This window comes from Rhodococcus cerastii, assembly GCF_033042195.1.
Lineage (GTDB): Bacteria > Actinomycetota > Actinomycetes > Mycobacteriales > Mycobacteriaceae > Rhodococcoides.
In genome coordinates this window covers 37,584-56,332 of record NZ_JAWLKF010000001.1, presented here as the reverse complement: position 1 = coordinate 56,332, position 18,749 = coordinate 37,584, and the positions used below count along the sequence as shown (strand labels likewise).

The following is an 18,749-nucleotide window of genomic DNA, read 5'->3' as shown; positions in this document are numbered from 1 at the left end:
AGGATGGATCGATCCTTCTGCGAATACCGATGCGGCCCGTGAACTTCCGGGCCGCATCGCTGTATTCGAAGGACGTCTCTAGGGCTTCAACAGCACCTTGATGGCACCGTCCTGCTTCTTCTGGAAGATGTCGTACGCATGCGGAGCCTCCTCGAGCGAAAGCTCGTGTGTGGCAAACGAGTCGACGCCGAGGGGATCGTCGTCACCGAGCAACGGCATGATGTCGTCGACCCATCTCTTGACGTTCGCCTGCCCCATCCGGAGCTGAATCTGTTTGTCGAACATGGTCATCAGCGGTAGCGGATCGGCCATGCCGCCGTACACCCCGATGATCGAGATGGTTCCACCGCGGCGGACGATGTCGATTGCCGAGTACAGCGCGCCGAGTCGATCGACACCGGCCTTCTGCATCATCGGCGCGGCAACGGCGTCCGGAAGCATTCCGACGATCTGCTGTGCGAGTTTGCCGACCGGTGATCCGTGCGCCTCCATACCCACCGCATCGATGACCGAGTCCGTGCCCCGGCCGTCGGTCATCTCGCGGATGACGTCGCCGACGCCACCGCTGTGCTCGGCCAGGTTCACCGTCTCGATTCCCCGTGCCGCGGCGCGGGCGAGTCGCTCGGGTACGAGGTCGACGGCGATCACTCGCGCGCCCTTGTGCTGTGCGATGCGCGCTGCCATGTCTCCGATGGGCCCGAGACCGAGGATCGTCACCGATCCCCCGTCTGGAATTGCCGCATACTCGACGGACTGCCATGCGGTGGGCAACACGTCGGAGAGGTAGACGAATCGCGAATCCGGCGGTCCCTCCGGAACTTTGATGTGAGTGAACTGCGCCTGCGGGACGCGGAGGTACTCGGCCTGACCGCCGGGAACTTGCCCGTAGAGCTTGGAGAAGCCGAACAGTGCTGCACCCGTTCCCTGCTCGCGGACCTGCGTGGTCTCGCACTGGGTGTAGAGGCTCGAATCGCACATGTAGCAGTGCCCGCAGGAGATCTGGAACGGGATGACCACTCGGTCTCCGACTGCCAGATCGCCGGTCTGCGTACCGACTTCCTCGACGATGCCCATCGGCTCGTGGCCGAGGATGTCACCTTCGTCCATGAAGGCACCGAGTGTTTCGTACAGATGCAGGTCCGAACCGCAGATGTTTGTCGTCGTGATCTTCACGATCGCGTCCGTCGGCAGTTCTATCCGCGGGTCGGGAACGGTGTCCACGCCGACTTTCCTCTTGCCTTGCCAGGTCACTGCGCGCATGTGGTCCTTCCGATGGAACGACCTCGAAGTTCGATGTCGTGCAGTGTGCATTGCCTGTTGTGACAGGTCACAAACACAGAGGTCGTGAGTGGTTGGTACCGAGCGTCAGCGGGTAGCCACCACTATGACCGCGTTGTTCTCAGTCGATCCGTCCACCGCCCGCTGCCCTGCGCTGCCCACTCCCTGTGGGCCGATCTCCGATGCCATCACTCGGTGCCTGACCGCGGGTGAGCCGAACGGGACTGCGATCGTGCCGACGCCGACCGAGGTCGATGCCACGTCACGAGACGTGCAACTGTCGCTCCTGATCTGCTACGAACTGCACTACCGCGGGTTCGCAGGAGTCTCGGACGCCTGGGAATGGGATCCCGAACTCCTTCGACTGCGAGGAGCTCTCGAGTCCGCCTTCCTGGCCTACGTACGGGAGAACGTGGAACCCGGCACCGACGCGATCGCAGAGATGGACGCACTGTCCGTCGAGGCCACCTCGGGAACCGGCCCGTCCTGGTTCCTGCGCGACGAGGGGTCATGGGAGCAGATGCGCGAATACTTCGTGCACCGATCCGTCTACCACCTCAAGGAAGCCGATCCGCATGCCTGGGCCATTCCCCGCTTGACGGGTCAGACCAAGGCTTCCTACGTAGCAGTGGAATTCGACGAGTACGGCGGCGGTAAAGGCGACCGCCTGCACCAGCATCTGTGGGCCGAATCGATGGTGGCCGCCGACCTCGATGCAACGTACCTCGGCTACGTCGACCGCGTCCCGGCGCAGACACTGGCGTGGGTCAATCTCATGTCGCTCTTCGGCCTGCACCGTGGTCTGCGCGGTGCCACCGTGGGCCACCTCGCGGCAACCGAGATCACCTCGTCTCCGGGCTCACAGCGCTACGTGCAGGGACTGCAGAGGCTCGACGCCCCCGCAGCATGCATCGCGTTCTACGCCGAGCACGTCGAAGCGGACGCCGTGCACGAGCAGGTACTACGTCACGATGTGGTCGGCACGCTCCTCCGCGACGAGCCCGAATTGGAGGCAGATGTGGTGTTCGGAATGCGTGCGCTGGATTTCGTCGAGAACGAGCTCGCCGACCACGTGATGGAGCGGTGGTCTGCCGGTCAGTCCTCGCTGGACTGAGAGGGTCGCCGCTTGGCGCGGTGGCTCGTGTCGCACAGCGGATAGTTCTTGCTCCGCCGACACGTGCACACCGCGACGACGAAGCGATCCGACTCCACCCGCGTACCGTCGTCGAGTTCGATGCTCACCGGTCCGTCGATCAGCATCGGTCCGCCGCGGACGATTCTCACCGTGGTGCGCGCACCTGCCGCGTCATCGCTTGTCGCCACGAACGACCACCAACTCCTCTGTTCGGCACCCCGGAGCCAATGCTCCGCGAGCTTCCAGCCATTCTGCGCGCCGGTGCATCACAGGCCCGAAATCGATGGTCTGCCGGCCGGCTTCCGTCACCGAGAATCCGTTGTCGGAGAGCATTCTCACGGTGCGGTGGGGGCCGGAGAACTCCGAATGGACGACGAGCAGCACGCCACCCGGCGCGAGCAGGTCGGCCGAGGCGCGACACAGCGGATCGAGCACCGTCCGGCCGTCCTCGCCCGCATCCCAGGCGCGGTGCAGGCCCATCCCCGTCGGAGGAAGCTCGGACGGGACGTACGGGGGATTACAGAGCAGTACGTCGAACGGTTCGAGCTCGGCGGCCTCTGCCAGGGAACCCAACCTGACGTCCACCTCGACGCCTACCGAGCGTGCGTTCCGCTCGGCGCAGTCGACAGCGCGGGGCGAGATGTCGAATGCCACCACTTCGCGCGCGCCCAACAGTGCGGACGTGATTGCCACGGCACCACTGCCGGTGCACATGTCCAAGACTCGCGCGCCGGGGACGATGCCCGTCGTGGCGGCGATGTCACACAGCAGAAGCGAATCCTCCTGCGGTTCGTACACTCCGGGATCGGCGTGCACGGATGTCAATGCTCGGATGGAATCGGATTCGGCTGTCGTCATCGGCGTGCCTCCCACGGTGTAGCGATCGATGTCGTATTCCCGTCGGACCCGCAGTCAAACCCGTTGCCGCTTCGAGGCTTACGAACACCCCACCCCGGGTAGTCCTGTGGAGCGTGGTTGAGGAGTAGCCCGCGGTCCCCGAATGTCGACTGTCGATTCCCCCGTGCGCCGGGCGAGGAGTTCGGCTGCTCAGGAGTGTGTTCATGATCGTCGTACCGTCCATTACGCCCCCGCTAGCCGAAGTGATTCCGTCACTGAAAGCCTCGCGGAGCTTCGATACCGAGATGATGCTGTCGGTCGACGAGAGCGCGGGTGCCGACATCGTCGTCCGAGTGACCGGCACGATCGGTGACTCGGATGTCCCCCTCCTGGCCGAAACGCTCGGTGAGGCAGCCGAGCGCGGGCGAGCGTTGATACTCGACCTGTCGTCGGTGGCCGGAGCCTCGGCCGGTGTCCATTCCGTACTCGACGCCACCGCCATCCGACTAGGCCGGTGGAATCAGCAACTGTCAGTGGTACTTTCGCCGGCACTGCAGCAGTCCGGCATCGGTCTCGTACCCGACCGAGTCGAGGTACGAGGATCCACGACCGAATCCGTGCTCGCGCCGACAGCAGACACCCGGTGATCCGTTCGATGACGACGAGCGCACGCACCGAAGCGCGGCAGGTGTCTCTGTGACCACCCCCAACACGACCTACGACGTGCTCGTCGTCGGCGGCGGCAACGCGGGCATCAGCGCGGCAGCCCGACTTCTGAAGAAGGGCATCTCCGACGTCGCGGTGCTCGAACCCAAGAAAGTGCACACCTATCGCCCACTGCTCTCGTACGTGGGCTCCGGTCAGGCAGCTCTGACCGAGGCCGAGCGCACCCAACGTTCGGTGATCCCGACCGGATGCGTCTGGCTGGAGGACTCGGCGACAGCGATCGACCCGGTGAATCGTCTGGTGCGCTGCGCGTCGGGCACCGAGTACGGCTACCGGGATCTCGTGCTCGGACAGGGGCTCGTCGTCGACACCGACGCGCTGCCCGGAGTGTGGGCCGCGCTCCGATCCCCCACCGTCACCAGCAATTACCTCGACCGAGCCGAACGCACCTGGCAGTTGGTACGCGATCTGCCCGCCCACAGCAGCGCGGTGTTCACCGTGCCGCGGCCACCGGTCGGGTGCACCGGCACCACCCTCAAGCCGCTGTTCCTCGCGGCAGACCATTGGACCCGCACCGGCCGCATGCCGGGAATGGACATCACGCTGGTGGTGGATCGACACCGCCTACTGGGTGTGCCGCAACTCGACAGCATCGTGATCGCACGACTACGCCAGCTCGGCGTGCGCATTCTGACCCGCACTGCGGTGACGGCACTGCACCCGGAGAGCGGACACATCACCGTCACGGACCACGACGGCATCGATGAGCGGCTCGGCTACGACATGCTGCACCTCGTACCGCCGTTCCGCGGTCCGAAGTGGCTGGAGGAATCGAATCTGACCGGGTCCGCCTCGCACGGTGTCGTCGACATCGACGGACGAACTCTGCGCCACCGGATCCATCCGGAGATCTGGGCCGCAGGTGACGGCGCAGCCATCGACACCGATTCCTCGGGTGGCGCACTGCGCAAACAGATTTCGATTCTCGTCGACAATGTGATCGCAGCGCGCAGCGGCACTCCGTTGTCGGAGTACGACGGCTACACCGTGGCCCCCATCCCGGTCGACGCACACCGCCTGATCGCTGCCGAGTTCGATCGCACCGGAACCCTGACGCCGTCGTTGCCGTCGTTCGTCGACCCGCTGAAACCCCGGCGCTCCGCCTGGGCGTTCGACCGTTACGGCCTACCGCTGTCCTACTGGAACATGATTCTCGCCGGCCGACTCTGACCGATCGGGCGAGCCCATGAACCCGTCGGGGTCGTGGACGATGACCCGGTGACCGTCGTCCTCCAGGGCGCGAAACGCATCATGCAGGAGCCGTCGAGCCGTGCCGTCGATTGCCCGCACCTCACTGAAATCGACTGTCGTACTGTCATTTTCGCCGAAACCGTGGACCATTCGGGCGATGATCGCCTCGGCACCCGCGAACCGAAGATCACCCTGCAGCTCCACTGTGGTCATACCCTCCGCCTCGGTCACGCTGCGGATGGCCGATTCGCCGCTGGGTGCCACATGCATCATGTGCAGACCCAGATCGCGCGAGAGCCTCTCGAACACCGCCACCCCACGGACGCTGTTGCCGTGCTCGTTCAGCCTCGGAGACAGCACGGCAATCCCCACCTGACCGGGCAACACACCGATGATCGCCCCGGCAACCCCGCTCTTGGCCGGAATACCCACGGACGCAAGCCAGCTGCCGCTGCCGTCGTACATTCCACAGGTGGCCATGACCGCCAACACGTGTCGATCGATCGCCGGGTCGACCACCTGTTCGCCCGTGCCGGGATCCTTCCCACCGTTCGCCAACACCGCGGCGATCCGGGCCAGATCGTTGCAGGTCACGGTCACCGCGCACTGACGTGCATAACCGTCGACGACATCGGCGGGCTCGGCTCCGAGATGGCCGACCGACTTCAACAGGTGCGCGATCGCGGTGTTCCGGTCGTCGGATTCGAGTTCTGCCTCGTACACCTGACGGTCGACGGAGAGTCCGCGGCCGGCCATTCGGCTCAGAAGGTCCGTCAATCGCCCTGCCCGCTCTTCGCTTCCGTCGCCTCGAATCATCGAATGCACCGCCAGCGCACCGGCATTGATCAACGGGTTCCGCGGTCTTCCGGTCTCCGCTTCGAGGGATATCTCGTTGAACGAGTCTCCCGACGGCTCGACGTCGACGGCCTCGAGCAGCGCCTCGATACCGTTGTCCTCGATGGCGAGCGCGTACGCGACCGCTTTGGCGATCGATTGGATCGAGAATTCGGTGTCGGTGTCGCCCGCTCCGTGCAGCGATCCCCCGACGGTGGCGAGGGCGACCGCGAACGTGTCGGGATCCGCCGAGGCCACTACCGGGTTGCCCTCGGTCACCGTCCCTCCGTCGAACTGTCTGCAGTCCTCCAACACGGAGGCGAGGTATTCGGGAACAGGCGATCTCATGTGTCCACGCTAGTCCTCGGCGAACAGGTCTTGACATCACGGCCGTACTGCCGCTTACACTCCTGGTTCCTCAACCGTTGTAGGGCCCCCTCCCGCAAAGATCGGATTCCTGACGTGCGATTGCGACGCCTGATCGCTGCCGACTCGACAGATCGTCTGGCCGTGTACGCACCCGAGTCGGGATCGTGGGTCGACCTCGATACCGCCGTGTCGACATTGGGTGCCGACGAGTCTCTCCGCCCGCTCACCCGCACCGTGCTCGGATTTCTCGATGCCGGCGAACGCGTGCGCGACGCGGCCTCTGCCGTGATGCAGCGCGCAGTGTCCGAGGGAGTCGCGGTGATCGACCGACCGGCACCGACGCTCCCGGTGGTCCCGGCGTCGCTTCGCTGCTTCCTCGGCTGGGAGGCTCACTGGGATCTGGCCGCGCACAACCTGGTTCGCCGCAACCTGCCGAAAGCTCTCCCCTTCATCCGCGGATTCGAAGCCGTCACTCGATCGACGTTTCCGGCGCTCCGTCCGGGGCCTGGGTTCGACGACCATCCGGTCTACTACACCGGCAACCACCTCACCGTCGTAGCCGACGAAGCTCCGGTCGATTGGCCGTCCTACAGCCGGGCACTGGATTTCGAGCTCGAGTTCGGAGCCGTGGTGACCAGGCCCGTCCGCGACGTATCCGAGCGGCGGGCCACTGCTGCGATCGGTGGGTACGTGGTGTTCGACGACATAAGCGCCCGCGACACCCAGTGGGAGGAACAGCGTCGCACCCCGTTCGGTCCGGTGGTCAAGACCAAGACATTCGCCAGCTCCATGGGAGCCGACATCGTGACCGCCGACGAGATCACGCCGTATCTGGATTCGTTGACGGCCACCGTCACCGTCAACGAGGAACTGTGGTCGACGACCGGCACCGCCGGTATGCGGTACTCGGTCGGCGAATCTCTCGCATACGCCAGCCGCGGCGAAAACGTCCATCCCGGTGAACTGTTGACGTCCGGCACGCTTCCACATGGATGTGGCCTGGAACTCGACCGCTGGATCGCCCCGGGCGATCGCGTCGAACTGAGTATTCAACGGATCGGATCGGTCACCAACACGATCGGGACTCGCTGAACTCAGCGCTCGGTATCGGACTTGTCGGTGGAGGCATCCTGGAACATCTCCAGGAACGATCCGAAGCCGGATGCTCCCTTGCGTGGTTCGTCCATGTTGTGGTCGACGGCTCCCGCCGCCCCCTCGTCGTGTGTCATGTCTTGTAGCTTGCCGCTCGCAAATTTCAGCGAATCAGGGACCGAGGACACGAATCGGCAACGAAAGATAACGGACCGATAACGACGAACTCGAAGCTATGGATGGATCGAGCACGGTTTCCATCCATAACTTCGAGTTCGGTGGAGAGAGTTAAGCCAGCTCGAAGCGATCGAGCATCATGACCTTGTCCCAGGCAGCGACGAAGTCCGCGACGAACTTGTCCTTGGCGTCGTCGCAGGCATAAACCTCTGCGAGAGCGCGCAATTCGGAGTTCGATCCGAACACCAGGTCGTTGCGAGTTCCGGTCCACTTCTTCTCACCGGTCGCCGCATCCTTGGCTTCGTAGATGCCTTCCTCCGCGGCCGGGACCCATTCGGTGCCCATGTCGAGGAGATTGACGAAGAAGTCGTTGGTGAGCGTTCCGACCTTGTCGGTCAGGACGCCGTGCGACGACTTTCCGAAGTTGGCTCCGAGCACACGCAGTCCGCCGACGAGCACGGTCATCTCGGGTGCACTGAGCGACAACAGGTTCGCCCGATCGACTAGGGAGTACTCGGCCGGAAGCTTCTGACCCTTGCCGAGGAAGTTGCGGAATCCATCGGCCTTCGGCTCGAGATCGGAGAACGAATCGACGTCCGTCTGCTCCTGCGTCGCGTCCATGCGGCCCGGCGTGAACGGCACGCTGACACCCGACGCCTGCTCGAGTGCTGCGACGCCACCGAGAACGACGAGGTCGGCGAACGACACCGTTCCGGAGAACGACTGCTGGATTCCCTCGAGCACACGAATGACCTGTGCGAGCTCGTCGGGCTCGTTGACCTCCCAGCCTGCCTGCGGCTGCAGGCGCAGACGGCCACCGTTGGCACCGCCGCGCTTGTCGCTGACTCGGAACGACGACGCCGCGGCCCAGGCAGCCGAAATGAGCTGCTGCTGAGTCAGTTCGGAGTCGAGGATCGTCTTCTTGAGCTCGGCGATCTGCGCCTCACCGATCAGTTCGTGATCGACGGCCGGGATCGGGTCCTGCCAGAGCAGAGTCTCGGACGGAACCTCGGGGCCGAGGTAGCGGGTGACGGGTCCCATGTCGCGGTGGGTGAGCTTGAACCACGCCTTCTGGAATTCTTCGGCGAGCTCCTCGGGATGGTCGAGCCAGCGACGAGTGATCTGCTCGTAGATCGGGTCGACGCGCATCGCGATGTCGGACGTGAGCATCGACGGGTGGCGACGCTTGGAGGGATCGGCGGGGTCGGGAACGAGATCCGCGCCCTCGCCGTTCTTCGGGCGCCACTGGTGCGCACCTGCGGGGCTCTTGTAGAGCTCCCACTCGAATCCGTACAGCGTCTCGAGGAAGCTGTTGTCCCACTGGGTGGGTGTGGGGGTCCAGATGACTTCGAGACCACTGGTGATCGCATCCGCGCCGACGCCACTCTGATAGCTGTTCTTCCAGCCCAGACCCATCTGCTCGATGGGTGCACCCTCGGGCTCGGCACCGATGTGCTCGTCGGGATCCGCCGCACCGTGCGTCTTGCCGAACGTGTGCCCACCGACGGCGAGTGCCGCGGTCTCGATGTCGTTCATGGCCATCCGGCCGAAGGTCTCGCGGATGTCCAGTGCGGACTGCACCGGATCCGGGTTGCCGTTGGGGCCTTCGGGGTTGACGTAGATCAGGCCCATCTGCACTGCGGCCAAGGGGTTTTCGAGACTGGTGCGGTCACCGTTGTAGCGCTCGTCGCCCAGCCAGGTCTGCTCGGGGCCCCAGTAGACGTCCTCGTCCGGCTCCCAGGCGTCGACGCGACCGCCGGCGAAGCCGTAGGTCGGCAGACCCATGGACTCGATGGCCACGTTGCCGGTGAGCACGATCAGGTCGGCCCACGAGAGCTTGCGACCGTACTTCTGCTTGACCGGCCAGATCAGACGACGAGCCTTGTCCAGGCTGGCGTTGTCCGGCCAGCTGTTCAGTGGGGCGAAGCGCTGCATGCCCGCTCCGGCTCCACCGCGTCCGTCCTGCTTGCGGTACGTGCCTGCGGCGTGCCACGCCATGCGAATGAAGAAGGGGCCGTAGTGACCGAAGTCGGCAGGCCACCAGGGCTGCGAGTTGGTCATGAGGGCTTCGATGTCGCGCTTGACCTCGGCGAGGTCGAGGGAGTTGAACTCGGCGGCGTAGTCGAAATCTGCACCCATCGGGTCGCCGACGGCCGGGTTCTTCTTGAGAATCTTGAGGTTCAGAGCCTTGGGCCACCACTCGCGGTTGCCGCCACCCTCGACGGGCATCGGCATCGAGTCGTGCATGACCGGACACTTGCCACCCGACTCCTGTGGCTGATCCTCGTTCATCTCTTTTTCGCGTGTTGTGTGATCTTGTGACACGTGCTTCCTTCCGAAGTGTGACGATCGGGCTGTGATCGAGGTCGATTCACGAACTCTGCTGTGTTCGAGAACCGGGAGGGAACGAAACAGGAGCTGTCGACTGCCCTCGAGCAGCCGAACACTGTGCGCAGAAGCCCCAGTAGATGACTTCCGCCTCGTCGATCGTGAAACCGACGGAGTCCGATGCGGTGAGACACGGCGTTTCGCCCACCGCGCAGTCCACGTCGGCGATGACACCGCAGGAGCGGCACACCGCGTGGTGATGGTTGTCGCCGACACGAGATTCGTACCGAGCAGGAGATCCTGCCGGTTCGATTCGCCGTACCAGGCGCGCCGCGGTCAACGCATTGAGCACGTCGTACACGGTTTGCCGCGACACCTCGGGCAGCACCGATCGCACGAGCCCGAGGATCGTGTCGGTGTCTGCATGAGGATTGGATCCGACGACCTCGAGCACCGCGACCCGAGGACGGGTCACGCGCATGTCGGCGGTGCGTAACAGCTCCGCGTACGGTGAGATCGGCATCACAGCAATACTATCCTCCGCTTTTCTGGACAAAGTCAAGTATGCAGACGAATTCGCCGAATGTCGACCGCAACGACGCTCGACGCGTCACCTCGGAGCCGACACGACTCCCACTGTTCGTTTTTCGGTCACTCCCCCGTGGCCTCGAACCCGATCTCAGGCCGGGTCGGAGACAGCCGCACCTGTGCGGCCTCGATCAGCGCCTGCCGTTCCACTGCTTCTCGATGCCGCGCAACACCTCGAGCGTCCGAGCAGAATCGGCATCGACAGCCATCCTCGACCGGGCGCGCTCGAGCGCACGCTCGGCCCGCGTCACCGCACGGTGCCCCGAGTCGGTGGCCTCGACCATGTACTGCTGCCGATTTCGCGGATTGACGCTCCGCGCCAGCAGCCCCGCCTCGACCAGACTTGCCGTCGTGGCGGTGATACTCGTCCTGTGCCGCACCAACTCCCGCGACAGCGCACTGTAGGACATCGGCCCTCGTCTGCACACCAGTTCCAGTACCTCGTACCTCGCCCAGCTGAGCCCCTGCGCATCCAATGCCTCGGCCAGACGAACTCGCGCGGCCGACGCCATGCGCAGCACCGTGGACACGATTTCGAGCTCGGTCGAATGCACCGGAGAGCTACCACCGTCGAACGATTCAGCGAGGGCAGTCATCGAACACCCCCTACTTGATCTCTGCGAGGACGGTGCCTTGGGTGATGGCGTCGCCTGCGGTGACGGTCAGGCCGGTGATGGTGCCTGCTTTGTGGGCGTTGACGGGGTTTTCCATTTTCATTGCTTCGAGGACGGCGATGAGGTCACCGGCGTCGACGGTTTGGCCTTCGTCGACGGCGACTTTGACCACGGTGCCCTGCATGGGTGCGGTGACCGCGTCTCCGGATGCCGCGCCTGCTCCAGCACCACCACGGGTACGAGCTTTGGGCTTGCGGCGTACCGCGCCCGCGGGCCCGCCGCCGCTACCGCCGCCGAGGGACAGTTCCCCGGGCAACGACACCTCGACGCGGCGGCCACCGACCTCGACGACCACGGACTGCCGCGGCAGGACTTCCTCGTCGTCGATGGGTTGTCCGGCGGTGAACGGGGGAACCTGGTTGTCCCATTCGGTTTCGATCCAGCGGGTGTGCACCGAGAAGGAGTCGCCGTCGCCGATGAACGCCGGATCGGAGACCACCGCGGCGTGGAACGGAATCACCGTCGCAAGTCCTTGGACGTCGAATTCGGCGAGTGCTCGACGTGAACGGGCGAGGGCTTCCTCGCGGGTCGCGCCGGTGACGATGAGCTTGGCGAGCATCGAATCGAACTGGCCACCGATCACCGAGCCGGATTCGACACCGGAATCGACGCGAACACCCGGTCCCGACGGCGCACGGAAGGTGGTGACCGGTCCGGGGGCGGGTAGGAAGCCGCGTCCGGCGTCTTCGCCGTTGATCCGGAACTCGAACGAATGCCCCCGGGGTTCGGGGTCGTCGGTGATGGACAGTTCTTCACCGTTGGCGATCTTGAACTGCTGCAACACCAGGTCGATGCCCGAGGTTTCCTCGGTGACGGGATGCTCGACCTGCAGACGGGTGTTCACTTCCAGGAACGACACGAGGCCGTCCTGGCCGACGAGATACTCGACCGTCCCGGCACCGTAGTAGCCGGCTTCGAGGCAGATCGCCTTGGCGGAGGAGTGGATTTCTTTGCGTTGGGCGTCGGTGAGGAACGGTGCGGGTGCTTCCTCGACGAGTTTCTGGAAGCGGCGTTGCAGGGAGCAGTCGCGGGTGCCGGCGACGATGACGTTGCCGTGTTGGTCGGCGATGACCTGCGCTTCGACGTGGCGGGGCTTGTCGAGGTAGCGCTCGACGAAGCATTCTCCGCGCCCGAACGCGGCGACGGCTTCGCGGGTGGCCGAATCGAACAGTTCGGGGATTTCCTCGCGGGTGCGGGCGACTTTCATGCCGCGGCCGCCGCCACCGAACGCGGCTTTGATCGCGATCGGCAGGCCGTGTTCGTCGACGAAGGCGAGGATTTCGTCGGCGTCCTTGACCGGTTCGGAGGTGCCGGGGACCGAGGGGGCTTTGGCGCGGGCGGCGATGTGGCGGGCGGTGACCTTGTCGCCGAGGTCGCGGATGGACTGCGGGGACGGTCCGATCCAGATCAGACCGGCATCGATGACGGCTTGGGCGAAGTCGGCGTTCTCGGAGAGGAATCCGTAGCCGGGGTGGATGGCGTCGGCCCCGGACTTGGCGGCTGCATCGATGATCTTGTCGATCACCAGGTACGACTCCGCGGAGCTCTGCCCGCCGAGCGCGAACGCCTCATCGGCCAGACGGACGAACGGGGCGTCGGCGTCGGGTTCGGCGTACACAGCGACACTGGCCAACCCGGCATCGGCCGCAGCCCGGATCACCCGCACCGCGATCTCACCACGATTGGCGACAAGAACCTTCGAGATTTTCTTATGGGAAGTCGAGGTAGTCATGTACTGAAATTCCTTCACTGGCCATATCGGGCATTGACGAAAAGAGCTGGGGCACTTGCAAGTCCGTAGCGATGCATGTCTTCCGGGCGACCCCACAGATCGATTGGGGCCGGCAATTCCTCGGCCACCGACGGCTGCGCGGCAGTCAAAACCGCAACGAGAGCAGCGATCTCGACGTCCGTCGGACTTCCGCGAAACGACCAACTGACCGACGCCGCATCATGATTCGCTTCGCTCACTGCGTCATGATTCGCTTCGTCGTTCGCTGCGTCATGATTCGCTTCGTCGCTCATAGTGGGATGTTTCCGTGTTTCTTGGGTGGGAGGGTGACTTGTTTGCGTTCGAGTAGTCGTAGTGCGGTGACGATCTGGCCGCGGGTGTGGCTGGGGGGTATGACGGCGTCGAGGTAGCCGCGTTCGGCGGCGATGTAGGGGTTGACGAGGGTGTCTTCGTATTCCTGCTGCAACCTCAGGCGCAGGGCGTCGACGTCCTCACCGTTCTTCGCTGCTTCGAGCAACTGTTTGCGGTAGACGAACCCGACGGCACCGGAGGCTCCCATGACGGCGATCTGCGCGGTCGGCCATGCGAGGTTGACGTCGGCTCCCATGTGCTTGGACCCCATCACGTCGTAGGCGCCGCCGTACGCTTTGCGGGTGATGACGGTGATCTTGCCGACGGTCGCTTCGCCGTAGGCGTAGAGCAGTTTCGCGCCGCGTCGGATGATGCCGTTGTATTCCTGCCCGGTGCCGGGCAGGAACCCGGGAACATCGACCAGGGTGATGATCGGGACGTTGAAGCAGTCGCAGGTCCGCACGAACCGGGCTGCTTTCTCGGAAGCATCGATGTCCAACGTTCCGGCGAACTGGGTGGGTTGGTTGGCCACGATCCCCACCGATCGGCCGTCGATGCGCCCGAACCCGACGATGATGTTGCGGGCCCGACCTTCTTGGACTTCGAGGAATTCGTCGTCGTCGAGGATCCGGGTGATGACCTCGTGCATGTCGTACGGGGTGTTCGGTGAGTCGGGGATCAGGGTGTCGAGTTCGAGATCCTCGGCGGTCAGATTGTCTTCGATGGACCCGGTGATCGGGTCCGACGGTGCGGTGCGGGGGGCGTCGGCGCGATTGTTGCTCGGTAGATAGGACAGGAGGTCGCGGACGTAATCCAACGCGTCTTGTTCGCCGGAGGCGACGTAGTGCGCGACACCGGATTTCTCCATGTGGGTGTGCGCGCCACCGAGTTCTTCCATGGTGACGTTCTCGCCGGTGACGGTTTTGATGACGTCGGGTCCGGTGACGAACATCTGGGAGGTGCCGTCGACCATGACCACGAAGTCGGTCAGTGCCGGGGAGTAGACGTGCCCGCCGGCGGCGGGTCCCATGATCACCGAGATCTGGGGGATGACTCCGGAGGCGCGGACGTTGCGGTGGAAGATCTCGCCGTACAACCCGAGGGAGACGACGCCTTCCTGGATGCGGGCTCCGGCGCCTTCGTTGATCCCGACCAGGGGGCGTCCGGTTTTGATGGCCAGGTCCATGACCTTGACGATCTTCTCGCCGTAGATTTCGCCCAGGGAGCCGCCGAAGACGGTTGCGTCCTGGGAGAACACGCACACATCGCGGCCGTCGACGGTGCCGTAGCCGGTGACGACACCGTCACCGAAGGGCCGGTTGTCTCCGAGCCCGAAGTTCTGGGAGCGGTGCCGGGCGAGGGCGTCGAGTTCGACGAACGAGCCCTCGTCGAGCAACGCGGTGATCCGTTCGCGGGCGGTGAGCTTGCCTTTGGCGTGGACCTTGTCCACCGCTGCCTCACCGGACGGAATCTCCGCAACCGCGAGACGTTTACGAAGATCGGCCAATTTACCCGCAGTGGTATGGATATCGGGTTCGGTCGTGGTCATGAAGGTGTCCCCTACGGTTGCTTGTTCGGGCGTGTCGAGTGGGTTCTGATGTCAGCTGGTTGCGAGCGATCGGGCGATCACCAGACGCTGAATTTGGTTGGTGCCCTCGAAGATCTGGGTGATCTTGGCGTCGCGCATGTATCGCTCGACGCGGAAGTCGCGGGTGTAGCCGTAGCCGCCGAAGACCTGTACCGCGTCGGTGGTCACCTTCATGGCCGCATCGGTGGCGATCAGCTTTGCCACGGAAGCGTTGCGCGAGTAAGGAAGTCCGGCGTCACGCCGACGGGCGGCGTCGAGGTAGGTGGCGCGAGCGGAGTCCACTGCGGCCGCCATGTCCGCCAATACGAAACCGAGGCCCTGGTGGTCGATGATCTTCTTGCCGAACGCCGTACGTTCCTGGGCGTACTTCACCGCGTCGTCGAGTGCCGCCTGGGCGATTCCCACTGCTACAGCGGCGATTCCGAGCCGTCCGGCGTCGAGCGCGCTGAACGCGATCTGCAGCCCCTGCCCCTCCGCACCGATTCGCCACTCGGTGGGGACGTGCACGTTGTCGTAGTGCGCCGAGGTCGTCGGGACGGCGTGCAGCCCCATCTTCTCCTCGGGCCTACCGAAGCTCAGGCCGTCGGTTCCGTCCGGAACGAGGAAGCACGAGATTCCCTTGGATCCTTCACCTGTTCGGGCGAACAGGTTGTAGAAGTCCGCCACTCCACCGTGCGTGATCCACGCCTTCGAACCGTTCACCGTGTAGCCGCCCTCGGTCGGGGTGGCCTTGCAACTGAGTGCGGCAGCGTCCGAACCGGCCTGCGCCTCGGACAACGAGTAGGCACCGATCTGAGCCCCGCCGAGCATGTCGGGAAGCTTGTCGGCTTTCTGTCGGTCGGTACCGAAGGCCATCACGGGATAGCAGGCCAGACCGTGCACGCTCACTGCAACGGCCACTGCCGCCCAGCGCGACGCCAGTTCTTCGAGGACCTGGAGGTAGACCTCGTACGGTTGGCCACCACCGCCCCATTCCTCCGCGTACGGCAGGCTCAGCAGTCCTGCCTCCCCCAGGGTGGCGAACACATGGTCCGGGTACGCCTCACGCCGCTCGTGATCGTCGACGATCGGGTCGAGCACCTTGTCTGCCACGTCGCGGGTCAGCGCGATGAGGTCGCGCGCTTCGGCAGTGGGCAACAGACGATCGACGGGCACGTGAAAAACCTCCGGGAAGTTCGGATCAGTACTGCCGGATGATCCGCAGTACTGATGCACAGTACTGCACAAGGCGATGCAGTACCATCCCTGATGTGAACGCACCCGTGACCTCGCATGCCACGGCACGCCGTTCCGAGCTCTTCGACCAGCTCGTGAGCCTGTTTCTGGCAGAGGGCTTCGCCCACCTGACGCTCGACACCATCGCTGCCCGCCTCCGATGCTCCAAGTCCACGCTGTACACACTGGCGTCGAGCAAGGATCAGCTCGTCGGCGGTGCCACAGTGCACTACTTCAAGTCCATGACCACCCAGGTCGAGAACGCGGTCGCCGAGGTGGACGGCACCCGCAATCGCATCACCACGTATCTCACCGCCGTCGGCGCGGCCCTGGAATCGGCGTCCGAGCAGTTCATGACCGATCTGGCATCTCTCGAATCCGCTCGTTCGGTGTACGAACGCAATACCGCGATCGCCGCTCGGCGTGTTCAGGAGTTGATCAGCGAGGGCGTCGCCAGCGGTGAAGTACGAGACGTGCACGCCGCATTCGTCGGCGATGTCGCCTCCTCGGTCATGGTGCGCATCCAGACGCGTGAGGTGTTTCGCCTGACGGGTTTGAGCGACGGCGACGCCTATCTCGAATTGGCCAAGCTCTTGACCGCTGGAATCGGCGCCTAGCGGGAGCCGGGAATGAATCCACCTCGACACACGCTGCAGTACTGTGAACTTAGTTGATCCTTCAACGAAAGAGCGCGTGATGAAGAAGATCGGATTCTTGTCCTTCGGACATTGGTCGGCATCCCCACAGTCGCAGACACGGTCTGCGTCGGACGTGCTGCTGCAGTCCATCGACCTCGCGGTCGCAGCCGAAGAGCTCGGTGCCGACGGCGCGTACTACCGCGTCCATCACTTCGCCAACCAACTCGCGTCGCCGTTCCCCCTGCTCGCCGCCGTGGGTGCCAAGACGAGCACCATCGAGATCGGCACCGGCGTCATCGACATGCGGTACGAGAACCCGTTCTACATGGCCGAGGACTCGGGCTCTGCCGACCTCATCTCCGGCGGACGGTTGCAACTCGGCATCAGTCGGGGATCGCCCGAGCAGGTCATCGAGGGTTACCGCTACTTCGGCTACGCACCCGCCGACGGTTCGGATCATGCCGATATGGCGCGTGAGCACACCCGCATCTACCTCGACCTCCTGGAAGGCAAGGGCTTCGCGCAGCCCAATCCACGACCGATGTTTCCCAACCCACCCGGACTGCTGCGCCTCGAACCGCACTCCCCCGGATTGCGTCAGCGCATCTGGTGGGGTGCCGGAACTCGCGAGACCGCCGAGTGGACCGCGCGCCAGGGTATGAACCTGATGAGCTCGACACTGCTGAGCGAAGACACCGGTGTGCCGTTCCATCAACTGCAGGCCGAGCAGATCGAACGATTCCACAAGACGTGGAGCGATGCAGGCCACGATTTCGCACCGCGAACGTCCGTGAGCCGCAGCATCTTTCCGATCGTCAGCGATCTCGATCGGGCCTACTTCGGCCGAGAGGGCACCGGCGACGACCAAGTCGGCTACCTCGACGGCGGCAAAGCACGGTTCGGCAAGACCTACGCGGGCGAGCCCGACCGGCTGATCGAGGAACTGGCCACCGACGAAGCGATCGCTGCCGCAGACACTCTGCTGCTCACCGTCCCCAACCAACTGGGCGTCGACTACTGCGCTCACTTGCTCGAGACACTGCTGCGCGACGTCGCTCCCGCCCTGGGGTGGCGTTGATCACCTGCTGAGCAGCGGCGTTTGGCTTCGGTGAACGTGGGTACTGGCAGCAGGTTCACCCACCCCACCTGCCAGGAGTTCCCATGCTCAAACGCGACGTATCCGCGCGCCTCGATGTAGACATCACCGCAGCCACCACGCTCGAATTCCAGATCGCAGTCGCACCGCACCCAGGTACGACGGTCACCGAGTCACTGTCCTTCGTCCTCGACGGTAACCCCATCGAGGCCAAGGAAGTGAGCGGACCGCACGGCAACCGGATCCACGTCATGCCTGCCGACGTCGGCAATCTGCAGGTCTCGTACGACGCCACCATTCTGGGCAACACCACCCCGGCTCCGGTCACCGACTACGACATGTCGCTCTATCTCCGGCCGAGCCGGTACGCCGAGGCCGACAAGTTCTACGGGTTCGCCGCAACCGAATTCGGCGACTACGCGGACTCCGAGGAACTGCTGGCGAAGATCTCCGCATGGGTGGGCGCACGTCTGAATTACGTTCCGGGAAGCAGCGATCCGATCGACGGAGCCGTCGACACATTGCTCGCCGGACAGGGTGTCTGCCGGGACTACTCGCACCTCGTGGTCGCCATGCTGCGTGCGGTCAACGTTCCGGCTCGGCTGGTGGCGGTGTACGCACCCGGCTGCGATCCGATGGACTTTCACGCCGTCGCCGAGGCGTTCGTGGGCGGCCAGTGGCGTGTTGTCGATGCCACCTGCCTCGCCCCTCGCTCGACGCTGGTGCGAATCTCGGTCGGTCGCGATGCTGCCGACACCGCATTCCTGGACAACCACAAGGGTGCGATCACCCTGAACAGTTCGGTCGTGACCGCTGTCGTCGACGGCGAGCTGCCTCAGGACGACATCACCGAGCTGGTCTCTCTCACCTGATGCTCCGAGCGAACACTGCGGCGATATG

The 18,749-nt window shown here is 64.5% G+C and carries 19 protein-coding genes; 7 read left to right on the top strand and 12 right to left on the bottom strand.

The genetic code is table 11. The features are described 5' to 3' along the window. Positions 1–78: 78 nt before the first annotated feature. The gene (locus R3P93_RS00285; RefSeq protein WP_068050322.1) at positions 79–1,260 is read right to left on the bottom strand and encodes a zinc-dependent alcohol dehydrogenase; all 1,182 of its coding nucleotides are present in this window, start codon (positions 1,258–1,260) and stop codon (positions 79–81) included. Positions 1,261–1,384: 124 nt separating this feature from the next. On the opposite strand from R3P93_RS00285, the gene R3P93_RS00280 reads away from it, so the two are divergent. Beyond that, on the top strand, positions 1,385–2,392 hold the full coding sequence (locus R3P93_RS00280; protein ID WP_317532159.1) for an iron-containing redox enzyme family protein: 1,008 nt from the start codon (positions 1,385–1,387) through the stop codon (positions 2,390–2,392). Here R3P93_RS00280 and R3P93_RS00275 read toward each other — a convergent pair. Next, positions 2,374–2,538, bottom strand: a complete 165-nt coding sequence (locus R3P93_RS00275; RefSeq protein ID WP_094639170.1) for a CDGSH iron-sulfur domain-containing protein — start codon at positions 2,536–2,538, stop codon at positions 2,374–2,376. The genes R3P93_RS00280 and R3P93_RS00275 overlap by 19 nt on opposite strands. A gap of 46 nt (positions 2,539–2,584) precedes the next feature. Further along, a complete protein-coding gene (locus R3P93_RS00270; protein WP_317532158.1) occupies positions 2,585–3,271 on the bottom strand; it encodes a HemK2/MTQ2 family protein methyltransferase in 687 nt (228 codons plus the stop codon). Between the two features lie 203 nt (positions 3,272–3,474). On the opposite strand from R3P93_RS00270, the gene R3P93_RS00265 reads away from it, so the two are divergent. Together R3P93_RS00265 and R3P93_RS00260 are read left to right on the top strand one after the other, a co-directional pair. Continuing rightward, entirely contained in the window at positions 3,475–3,897 is a 423-nt protein-coding gene (locus R3P93_RS00265; RefSeq protein ID WP_317532157.1) for a hypothetical protein, read from the top strand. Between the two features lie 49 nt (positions 3,898–3,946). Further along, positions 3,947–5,146, top strand: a complete 1,200-nt coding sequence (locus R3P93_RS00260) for an NAD(P)/FAD-dependent oxidoreductase (RefSeq protein ID WP_317532156.1) — start codon at positions 3,947–3,949, stop codon at positions 5,144–5,146. Here the strand turns inward: R3P93_RS00260 and glsA are convergent. After that, positions 5,102–6,349 (bottom strand): glutaminase A, encoded by a 1,248-nt coding sequence (gene glsA, locus R3P93_RS00255; protein ID WP_094648553.1) that lies wholly within the window; start codon positions 6,347–6,349, stop codon positions 5,102–5,104. The two genes, R3P93_RS00260 and glsA, sit on opposite strands and share 45 nt — an antisense overlap. A 114-nt stretch (positions 6,350–6,463) precedes the next feature. On the opposite strand from glsA, the gene R3P93_RS00250 reads away from it, so the two are divergent. Beyond that, positions 6,464–7,462: a fumarylacetoacetate hydrolase family protein gene (locus tag R3P93_RS00250; RefSeq protein ID WP_317532155.1), complete on the top strand. Its 999-nt coding sequence runs from the start codon at positions 6,464–6,466 to the stop codon at positions 7,460–7,462. A gap of 2 nt (positions 7,463–7,464) precedes the next feature. Here the strand turns inward: R3P93_RS00250 and R3P93_RS00245 are convergent, their stop codons facing one another. From R3P93_RS00245 to R3P93_RS00210, 8 genes are all read right to left on the bottom strand, one after another. Further along, complete coding sequence (locus R3P93_RS00245; RefSeq protein WP_255183086.1) at positions 7,465–7,599, bottom strand: hypothetical protein; 135 nt, start codon at positions 7,597–7,599, stop codon at positions 7,465–7,467. Positions 7,600–7,750: 151 nt separating this feature from the next. Further along, positions 7,751–9,931 carry a catalase/peroxidase HPI gene (gene katG / locus R3P93_RS00240; protein ID WP_255183102.1) on the bottom strand — a complete coding sequence of 727 codons (2,181 nt, stop codon included), beginning with the start codon at positions 9,929–9,931 and terminating at the stop codon, positions 7,751–7,753. A 79-nt stretch (positions 9,932–10,010) separates the two neighbouring features. After that, positions 10,011–10,490 carry a Fur family transcriptional regulator gene (locus tag R3P93_RS00235; RefSeq protein WP_068050305.1) on the bottom strand — a complete coding sequence of 160 codons (480 nt, stop codon included), beginning with the start codon at positions 10,488–10,490 and terminating at the stop codon, positions 10,011–10,013. 196 nt (positions 10,491–10,686) lie between these two features. Next, the gene (locus R3P93_RS00230; RefSeq protein WP_068050303.1) at positions 10,687–11,151 is read right to left on the bottom strand and encodes a MarR family transcriptional regulator; all 465 of its coding nucleotides are present in this window, start codon (positions 11,149–11,151) and stop codon (positions 10,687–10,689) included. Between the two features lie 10 nt (positions 11,152–11,161). Further along, on the bottom strand, positions 11,162–12,961 hold the full coding sequence (locus R3P93_RS00225; RefSeq protein ID WP_317532154.1) for an acetyl/propionyl/methylcrotonyl-CoA carboxylase subunit alpha: 1,800 nt from the start codon (positions 12,959–12,961) through the stop codon (positions 11,162–11,164). A gap of 14 nt (positions 12,962–12,975) precedes the next feature. Further along, positions 12,976–13,254 carry an acyl-CoA carboxylase epsilon subunit gene (locus R3P93_RS00220; protein WP_317532153.1) on the bottom strand — a complete coding sequence of 93 codons (279 nt, stop codon included), beginning with the start codon at positions 13,252–13,254 and terminating at the stop codon, positions 12,976–12,978. Next, the gene (locus tag R3P93_RS00215) at positions 13,251–14,861 is read right to left on the bottom strand and encodes an acyl-CoA carboxylase subunit beta (protein ID WP_317532152.1); all 1,611 of its coding nucleotides are present in this window, start codon (positions 14,859–14,861) and stop codon (positions 13,251–13,253) included. Before R3P93_RS00215 ends, R3P93_RS00220 begins: the two co-directional genes overlap by 4 nt. 51 nt (positions 14,862–14,912) lie before the next feature. Further along, positions 14,913–16,055, bottom strand: coding sequence for an acyl-CoA dehydrogenase family protein (locus R3P93_RS00210; protein ID WP_068046915.1), 1,143 nt, complete (start codon positions 16,053–16,055; stop codon positions 14,913–14,915). A 95-nt stretch (positions 16,056–16,150) separates the two neighbouring features. Here R3P93_RS00210 and R3P93_RS00205 point away from each other — a divergent pair, with 95 nt between their 5' ends. From R3P93_RS00205 to R3P93_RS00195, 3 genes are all read left to right on the top strand, one after another. Beyond that, positions 16,151–16,732, top strand: coding sequence for a TetR/AcrR family transcriptional regulator (locus R3P93_RS00205; RefSeq protein WP_230074079.1), 582 nt, complete (start codon positions 16,151–16,153; stop codon positions 16,730–16,732). A gap of 79 nt (positions 16,733–16,811) precedes the next feature. Further along, the gene (locus R3P93_RS00200) at positions 16,812–17,831 is read left to right on the top strand and encodes an LLM class flavin-dependent oxidoreductase (protein ID WP_317532151.1); all 1,020 of its coding nucleotides are present in this window, start codon (positions 16,812–16,814) and stop codon (positions 17,829–17,831) included. An 83-nt stretch (positions 17,832–17,914) separates the two neighbouring features. Then, on the top strand, positions 17,915–18,721 hold the full coding sequence (locus R3P93_RS00195; RefSeq protein ID WP_068283468.1) for a transglutaminase-like domain-containing protein: 807 nt from the start codon (positions 17,915–17,917) through the stop codon (positions 18,719–18,721). Positions 18,722–18,749: the final 28 nt, after the last annotated feature.

What these genes read in the sequence shown, in the direction of transcription:
- R3P93_RS00275 (WP_094639170.1), bottom strand. Translation starts at nt 2,538, where the DNA reads ATGCTGATCGACGGACCGGTGAGCATCGAACTCGACGACGGTACGCGG.
- R3P93_RS00200 (WP_317532151.1), top strand. Translation starts at nt 16,812, where the DNA reads ATGAAGAAGATCGGATTCTTGTCCTTCGGACATTGGTCGGCATCCCCA.
- R3P93_RS00270 (WP_317532158.1), bottom strand. Translation starts at nt 3,271, where the DNA reads ATGACGACAGCCGAATCCGATTCCATCCGAGCATTGACATCCGTGCAC.
- glsA (WP_094648553.1), bottom strand. Translation starts at nt 6,349, where the DNA reads ATGAGATCGCCTGTTCCCGAATACCTCGCCTCCGTGTTGGAGGACTGC.
- R3P93_RS00195 (WP_068283468.1), top strand. Translation starts at nt 17,915, where the DNA reads ATGCTCAAACGCGACGTATCCGCGCGCCTCGATGTAGACATCACCGCA.
- R3P93_RS00235 (WP_068050305.1), bottom strand. Translation starts at nt 10,490, where the DNA reads ATGCCGATCTCACCGTACGCGGAGCTGTTACGCACCGCCGACATGCGC.
- R3P93_RS00230 (WP_068050303.1), bottom strand. Translation starts at nt 11,151, where the DNA reads ATGACTGCCCTCGCTGAATCGTTCGACGGTGGTAGCTCTCCGGTGCAT.
- R3P93_RS00280 (WP_317532159.1), top strand. Translation starts at nt 1,385, where the DNA reads ATGACCGCGTTGTTCTCAGTCGATCCGTCCACCGCCCGCTGCCCTGCG.
- R3P93_RS00225 (WP_317532154.1), bottom strand. Translation starts at nt 12,961, where the DNA reads ATGACTACCTCGACTTCCCATAAGAAAATCTCGAAGGTTCTTGTCGCC.
- R3P93_RS00265 (WP_317532157.1), top strand. Translation starts at nt 3,475, where the DNA reads ATGATCGTCGTACCGTCCATTACGCCCCCGCTAGCCGAAGTGATTCCG.
- R3P93_RS00220 (WP_317532153.1), bottom strand. Translation starts at nt 13,254, where the DNA reads ATGAGCGACGAAGCGAATCATGACGCAGCGAACGACGAAGCGAATCAT.
- R3P93_RS00285 (WP_068050322.1), bottom strand. Translation starts at nt 1,260, where the DNA reads ATGCGCGCAGTGACCTGGCAAGGCAAGAGGAAAGTCGGCGTGGACACC.
- R3P93_RS00245 (WP_255183086.1), bottom strand. Translation starts at nt 7,599, where the DNA reads ATGACACACGACGAGGGGGCGGCGGGAGCCGTCGACCACAACATGGAC.
- katG (WP_255183102.1), bottom strand. Translation starts at nt 9,931, where the DNA reads ATGAACGAGGATCAGCCACAGGAGTCGGGTGGCAAGTGTCCGGTCATG.
- R3P93_RS00215 (WP_317532152.1), bottom strand. Translation starts at nt 14,861, where the DNA reads ATGACCACGACCGAACCCGATATCCATACCACTGCGGGTAAATTGGCC.